A 7,409-nucleotide genomic window follows, 5' to 3' on the forward strand; every position below is an offset into this window, starting at 1 on the left:
GTAGAAAATGGCCCATAAAGTACGTTATAAGTTTAAAGGTGAGGCAAAAGAAATAAATTTTTCTTACAGCCTCCATCAAAATATGCACGAGGCTGTGGCCGATGCTGAAGGAATAGACCTTACCCAGTTTTTGCAAACTGAACAGCAAGTTGCCTCAATCAGTAAAGACAAAGCTACCGTAAGAAATTTTAGAGATACCGAATTCGTAAAAATGGGATTTACAGAATTATACTTCTTAAAAAATGGCCTAGAGTGATGGCCATTTTGGTCTGAATTGGTTAATTCAACAGCACACTTTTGATTTGGACCTGCCCCCTTTTATTCCTAAACCATTAAATTTAACTCTCCCTCTATTACAACCCCTTTTGTTGCAATGAAAAATAGGTATCGATGCATACCTAGGATGTGGCGTATTTTGTGCTAGTTGTTCCTTTGTCTAGCGAAGTTGCTCTGTAACTAGATGTTATTGCTATCTATTACTAGATTAATGAAGCAATGAAGCCAAGCGCTGCACTATTTTGCGTCAATACTTATATTGACCCTTCGCCACAAAAGCGAGTTTACACCGCTCACGCCATCTTGGTTGAGCTCACAGTTATTGTGATAGTTAACGATGAGAAGTAACCAATACTATGCCAACACAAAACGCCACACCCGCGCTCCCTACGCTACGCCAAATTATGCTTCTTGCTTTAACCATCATTGGATGCATAGTGTTGTTTTCTGTTGTTAACAATGTGCCTGTTCAAGTTCCATTGGTGTTTAGCTGGTTTAGTATTATCGGGCTGGGCATTCTGCTTGGCCACTCCTATCATTCTCTTCAAAAAGGCCTGATTGATGGCGTTACACAAGGGGGAGACGCTATTTTGGTACTCATTGCCGTTGGAGCCCTCATTGGTAGCTGGATTGCAGGCGGGGTTGTGCCCAATATCATCTATTACGGGTTATCGGTAATGAGCCCTGAGTATTTTCTTGTAGGCGCTTTTTTTGTTTGTAGTATCACCTCACTGGCAACCGGCACATCTTTTGGTACCGCAGGAACCGCTGGCGTAGCCATGATGGGTATTGGCGCCTCTTTCGGACTGCCATTACCTTTGGTGGCAGGCGCGGTCATTAGTGGCGCCTATGTGGGAGACAAACTCTCACCTTTATCAGACACCACAGTGATGGCCGCCTCTCTCTGTGAGGTAAATATAGTTGAACATATTAAATCAATGCTAACGGTAAGCTTTCCCGCAATTATATTAGCTGCCAGCCTCTTTTTAGCTGTAGGGCTGTTTTATGATTTTGACGCATCCAGTAATCAAACTGACGTTGTTCTTATGGCTTTGGAGCAACATTTTTCTATCGGCTGGTACATGCTGTTGCCAGCGGCTATCGTCATTGCCTTACTGATATTTAAACTGCCCTCTGTGCCAGTAATTTTCTTCGGTGCATTACTTGGTGTGATATGGGCAATGCTTTTTGAAGCAAACAGCTTCGATACCGCATTTGGAAGCCTAGTTACAGGCAATACCATTGAATCAGACCTTCCCTTTTTAAATATATTGCTTAACCGCGGTGGAATACAGTCGATGGCAAGCGTGGTAGTGATCATCATTCTTGCCTTGGGTATAGGCGGCTTGATGCAAACCGTGGGCGTACTGGATACAGTATCAAAGGGCATCAAACGCTGGGCAACATCCATAGGCCGCTTAACATCGGCAACAATGATTGCAGGTATTATGGGCAATGTGATTGGCGGTGCCGCCTATGTAGCAATTATTACAGCCAGCACACTGACCAAAGAGAATTACCGACACCTTAATATTGATAAACGTGTTTTATCTCGCAACACCGAAGCGGGGGCAACCATTCCAACGCCCATGGTCCCATGGTCTGACGGAGGTATTTTTATGGCATCGACCCTAGGTGTCGCTACGGTATCGTATTTACCATTCTTGTGGTACCACCTATTGGTGATTGCCATCACACTAATTTATGGAAAATTAGGCTTGTTCAACTTTAACAAAGATAAGGGGCAACCAGCCACAAACGCAATAAGGACGTAATCAAAATGGTGTTTACCCCTTCGCTACTGGGTTTCTGGGAATGACACACCCTGTATCTGAATGTTGAGGAATAAATTGCGGCAGGAAGGCAAGCAAAAAAACAATCAACATGGGCACAAAATCATCGTCTCTGACTCCTTTGATTCCCTTTGATTCCTCTTGATGACCCCTTTCCTCTAGAATTGGAACTCATTGATATTGAGGGCAGTTTTATTCAAATATTTTTGGAGATATTATAAGGTAAATTATTGTCACTATTCTGGAGTGGTCTTTTTGAGCTTTAAAAATAAATTTAATTATTTTTATAGTCGGAGGCAATATGGCTTATTCGCCAGCCCAAAAGTCAGAGACTTGGCGAATGTAATCAATGTTATGGTTTGAAACTGTGCTAATCAATTATTATATGGGCGTTAATCTACTAATGGGAAAAATCCATATCGCCCAATATCCTTATTCTTTGAAAAATGATAATAGGTCATTTTTGATTTTAAATCTTCGTCAGGCTCTTGGTTTTCAAAAACAATGATTTGCTTATCATTAAATGACTCACATAAGTCAATATAGAACGCAAATATCATGTTCTTTTTCAATTGCACTTCGTCATCATTTTCATCATCATCACCTGCTCTATATGTGGTAAGTGGAGAATCTAATATTATAAAATCAGGATGCCTCCCGAAATTTGATAAATATTGCATTAATCCCAAAGAGAAAGCAGCGTAAGAAATAGCTCTATACCCTTTACCAAAATGAGATCTTGGTTTATTACCTATTTTCAAATCTCTGCTTTTTAAATCAAAAGTCACACTTTCATGACCCGGAAAAGACCACCGCTTCAAAATAGAACTAATAGAAGTACACAGTGCGGTAAGCTCAGACGTAAAATCTGGAAATTCATATTTAGTTGTTCTAGTTTCTAGTTGAACTCTCAATTCACCTACTTCATTTAATAAACTATCTCGAAATTGTATTTTTGTTCTTTCTTTTAAAAATTCACTTTTCTTACTATTCAATATTCGAATAGCCATTTTATAATCTTTAAATTTAGCGGAAATGTTACTTTCGATAATTTCCGATAACTCTTTCAATTCGATTTCTTTTTTTGATATTTGTTCACGTGCTACTATAAGTTCTTGCTTCAAATCAGCAATCGAATCATTAAGACCTTTAACCTGAAATTTATTTTTACTGATCTCAGCATTAGTGCTTTTCATTAGCAACTTAAGCTCTTCCGAATCCTTTTTTTGCTCAAAGTCTTGACTACAAGTTGGACAGTTAACCATTTCATACAAATCAACATATGACGCAGCTTCAGCCCCTGCTTCTAACCTTTCTAAGTCTGAAGTGTATTTATCTATCAAAAGAAGAAATCTGTTTTGTAACAACAAATTGTCTTTTTCTGTTTCATACAATGTGGTTAATTCAGCCCTAACTTTTTGCCTTTTTAAATCAAGCTCACCATTAGCTTCAACTAAAGTAGTCAATTCACTTTGAGCTTTTGACAAAGATTCTTCTAAATCACTTAATTCTGTGTCGAGTTTTTCAGAAGTAGATTTAACAACTTCATGATCTGCAAATTTTTTCGCTATAAAATCTTCGAGTGCCTTAACACGAGATTCTACGGCTCCTTCATTATCTTGTTGTTTTTTTAGATCTTTAACTAATGAGTCGTCAACTCCTGTTAGTAATGTTTTAAGCAAAGACATTTGTTGAGTTTTCTCACGCTCTCCTTCACCTATCGGAGATGACTCAGTAATGATTCTACTCTCATCAACTAAAAATAATTTACTCAGTACTCTCAATGTCAGTGATGACGTTTTTAAGCTTTCTACACCATTCACTAAATGCTTATCACTCAAGTTCAATTTATCCAACATATATGCGGATAAATTATTATTTCCTTTATGGCTAGGGTTTAAAACAAAGCTTCCTGTTTCGCTACCAAACTTATCAAGTTCAATTAGTGAAATTTTAGGCTTGTTAACAGACAACTCTCTCTTGAGTATGAAACTTTCATCATCAAATCTTATTTTAGTTTCTACCGTTGTATAACCATTTGCTTCAGTAATATTTTTAGGCGGAACCTCACCACCAAAAATGTATTGAAAACATTTAATTACATAGGATTTCCCTGTATCTGAAGCGCCCGCGACAACGTTTAGACCTTGTTTGAACTCTAGTTCGGCTTTAGGCTTTCCTTTTCCGGTTACTGAAATTTGTTCAATTATCATTGGTATCAAAAACTCCATTTCTTAATTCTGATATAGGTGTACGCTTAATTTTATCAGCTTGATTAGAAAGCCAACTCAATCGCTCCCAGATTTTGATGAAGTAATCCTTACTTAGACAACTAACGAAACTGTTGGTATTTTCATTCGCGCTGAATGATTTTCCATTTTCGTCATAATGAACATTGATAAGTCCTTTTTTCAAAAAGAACAAAAGTGAATTAGGTAACAGCTCCCTTCGCTGTGCAATTTCAGCCAAGTGATTTGGAACAGGTGGATGAAGATTTGAGGGGCCGTTAAATTCACTAGAATATAAAAGAGCATAATCTAATAAAACTAACTCATCTATATCAAACTTCTCCCCTTCCATACTAGACAAAATTAATGCAGCCCTTGTAGCTAATTCTATGTCACTGTTAAAAATTTGGGGAACTTTAAGTGCTACTTGTTCCATTTCATAGTTCCTTTATTTACTAGTTGATGACACGCTCCTTTTTTATCTCTAATACTCATATAAAGATTCAAAGGATGTGCTGTAAATGGGACTTGAGTAATATGGTTAGATACCGACAAATATCTATCCCAGCCATTTTCATGAACCATTAAAACTAGACTAGAGATTGACTCATAGCAATCTTCTAATAAGTTGTCATATGTATCAGGAGGCATCGAATCTCTAGAAAATCTTTCTAAGCTTTCTGCTGAATAAAAATTTTTTCGCGCACTTTTTAATTCAGTTAAAAACTCAGGAAATTCATTAAGATCTGCAATTGAACTTACTTTATTTTCAATTGTACCAATAGCTTTAAGTAGCTCTTCAATATAATTTAATTCATTTTGCTGTATATCGGATGGGGGTAATGTTGGAGATGGTCTATCAAATTCAACGGACCCAAATCTTCTAATATAGTACGGGGTGTATTTTTTATGCAGCTCAATTAGCTTTAGTTCTGGTATTTGGTCAAAAATAGTAAAATCGACATTTTCTTCAATAAATTTTAATAACTCCCCGTTAAGCTCAACTTTTTTGGTGGTTGTTATCTTAGCTTTGCATTTTTTATCCCAACCAGAGATCAATTCGTTTTTAAGTTTATTAGAGTCCTTCAAAGCATTTAAACTGACACCATTTAGCCCTTTTTTCGCAACAAAATAATATTGTACAGGCATTGAAAAATGACCTTTATAGGAGTAATAGCAAATCTTTCCAATTTCTAACAAAATATCTGTTAAGTTCAGTGGGGTACTGTAATACTTGCACTGAAAACACTCCCAGTCTCCATCAGGGGTATAAGCAATAACATCGCGCCCCATATCTCCCGAACCGCCTACTCGATTAACCCTTTTATATTGTGTCTTCCAATAGGTAGCAAGTTCACAAGTAAAGTCCTCCCAATCATCTTCATCCATTTGTTGTAAGCGCTTTAATGGTGAAATGGTCTCACCTGATAACGCTGCAACAGCGGACAGAGGAGTACTGTCAATTCTTGGGGTTGGGATTTCTTGTTCTAATTCCATTTAAGCTATTAAAATCTAATTATTTTATCGTCAAATCTTCACCTATTTTATTAAAAAATAACAGAACAATTTTTTATAAATCAGCTATCAACATCAATTAATAATGGAAATTTTGTAATACATCTGATTTATTGTTCACATAACAATTAGTGTGTGAATTTCTAGTTGTGAACCTTATTTAATAAATACTAACTTTACAAAAAAGATCAAACTTTACGTAAAGCAAAAAAAAGGTGAGCATTAAGCTCACCTTTTGGTTAATTCTGAATCACAAACTTAATTCAATTCACAAGCTCTATTGCAAGAGTCACAAACTTAATTGAAAGTTGATAGAAATCCCTAATCTTGATAACTCTCAATACTCGGGCATTCACAAAACAAATTCCTATCTCCATATACATCATCAATACGGTTCACTGATGGCCAGAAATTGTTGCGGGCCACGCTAGCGACTGGATAAGCAGCTTATTTCTGGGGTCAGAGTAAACTTTCGCTAGAAACAATTAATACGACATCCATGTTAATTCATTAAAAAGCAACTCAATATCAATAAAATCAGCTAGTTTTATTCACTTCTGTTCTTCATCTTTATTTACTCGCCTCAGTATCTAACCATTTGCTCTTTCTCTTTATGCCGATTATTTACTATAAATATTCGTAGCCAACACATTTCAATTTCCCATATTGGGAATATTTATTGACAGTATGGAACTGTATTCCCATAATGGGAAATAGGGATAAAGTATGAGAATAATTGCAAGGGCAAGATGACGAGATTTTTGGTTAAACCCCAAATACTCTGATGCTGAACAACCTTTAAAAGCTTGGTTCGACGAGGTAAAAAATGAGGATTGGAAGTCTACTCAAGATATTAAAAATAAATATCGTAACGCTAGTTTTATCGCCAATAACAGGGTGGTATTCAATATTCATGGTAATAAATATCGACTGATAGTCGCAGTGAGGTATGACATCAACATTGTATTTATCAAATTTATTGGCACACACAAGCAATATGACGACATAGACGCGTCTAGTATTTAGGGTTCACTTTATGAATATAAAACCGATTAAAAACCAGCAAGACTATGAAGTTGCGATGGTGACTATTGAAAAGCTTTGGGATGCACAACCAGATTCAACTGAAGCTGACGAACTAGACGTATTGACTACATTAGTTGAGTCATACGAAAAACAACAATTTAAAATTGCAGCCCCCGACCCTGTCGCAGCCATAAAATTTAGGATGGAGCAACAAGGCCTAAGTGATGCAGATCTGGTCCCGCTATTAGGGCAAAGAAGCCGAGTATCTGAAGTCTTAAACAAAAAAAGAAAACTCAGCATTTCAATGATCCGCAACTTACACCACCAGCTGAAAATCCCCCTAGAAAGCCTTATTTCTGACTACCACTTAGTAAAGTAACAATACAATCTCATTTTCTTAATCGGCAAAGCCGATGCTTAATGTACAAAGTGCATGCCTTGTAAGCGAAGCTTATGCCCTGTGGCGAAGCCATGCTTTTGACTTACCCGCGACTCCAAATTCCCCATATCATAATTGGCTTGTCGAGTGGCCGAGCAAGGACGCTCGGACAAGGCAATCTTTTATAGCATG

At 37.0% G+C, this 7,409-nt stretch carries 6 protein-coding genes and 1 pseudogene; 4 read left to right on the top strand and 3 right to left on the bottom strand.

The genetic code is table 11. From position 1 onward, the window contains the following. Positions 1–7 precede the first annotated feature (7 nt). Both EOK74_RS05185 and nhaC read left to right on the top strand, forming a co-directional pair. Entirely contained in the window at positions 8–256 is a 249-nt protein-coding gene (locus tag EOK74_RS05185; RefSeq protein WP_133468861.1) for a DUF2960 family protein, read from the top strand. Between the two features lie 376 nt (positions 257–632). Next, on the top strand, positions 633–2,051 hold the full coding sequence (gene nhaC, locus EOK74_RS05190) for a Na+/H+ antiporter NhaC (RefSeq protein ID WP_133468862.1): 1,419 nt from the start codon (positions 633–635) through the stop codon (positions 2,049–2,051). A 410-nt stretch (positions 2,052–2,461) separates the two neighbouring features. On the opposite strand, the gene EOK74_RS05195 is transcribed toward nhaC, so the two are convergent. The 3 genes from EOK74_RS05195 to EOK74_RS05205 are packed head-to-tail and all read right to left on the bottom strand — an operon-like array spanning position 2,462 to position 5,794. Further along, positions 2,462–4,282, bottom strand: a complete 1,821-nt coding sequence (locus EOK74_RS05195) for an SMC family protein (RefSeq protein ID WP_133468863.1) — start codon at positions 4,280–4,282, stop codon at positions 2,462–2,464. After that, complete coding sequence (locus EOK74_RS05200; RefSeq protein ID WP_133468864.1) at positions 4,272–4,733, bottom strand: ABC-three component system middle component 2; 462 nt, start codon at positions 4,731–4,733, stop codon at positions 4,272–4,274. Before EOK74_RS05200 ends, EOK74_RS05195 begins: the two co-directional genes overlap by 11 nt. Next, positions 4,721–5,794, bottom strand: a complete 1,074-nt coding sequence (locus EOK74_RS05205; RefSeq protein WP_133468865.1) for an ABC-three component system protein — start codon at positions 5,792–5,794, stop codon at positions 4,721–4,723. Before EOK74_RS05205 ends, EOK74_RS05200 begins: the two co-directional genes overlap by 13 nt. 816 nt (positions 5,795–6,610) lie before the next feature. On the opposite strand from EOK74_RS05205, the pseudogene EOK74_RS21005 reads away from it, so the two are divergent. Together EOK74_RS21005 and EOK74_RS05215 are read left to right on the top strand one after the other, a co-directional pair. Then, positions 6,611–6,838: pseudogene (locus EOK74_RS21005) on the top strand (type II toxin-antitoxin system HigB family toxin); the annotation flags it as partial. Between the two features lie 10 nt (positions 6,839–6,848). Further along, the gene (locus EOK74_RS05215) at positions 6,849–7,217 is read left to right on the top strand and encodes a helix-turn-helix domain-containing protein (protein ID WP_133468866.1); all 369 of its coding nucleotides are present in this window, start codon (positions 6,849–6,851) and stop codon (positions 7,215–7,217) included. Positions 7,218–7,409: the final 192 nt, after the last annotated feature.

It is taken from the genome of Paraglaciecola marina (genome assembly GCF_004360155.1).
In the GTDB taxonomy this organism is placed as follows: domain Bacteria; phylum Pseudomonadota; class Gammaproteobacteria; order Enterobacterales; family Alteromonadaceae; genus Paraglaciecola; species Paraglaciecola marina.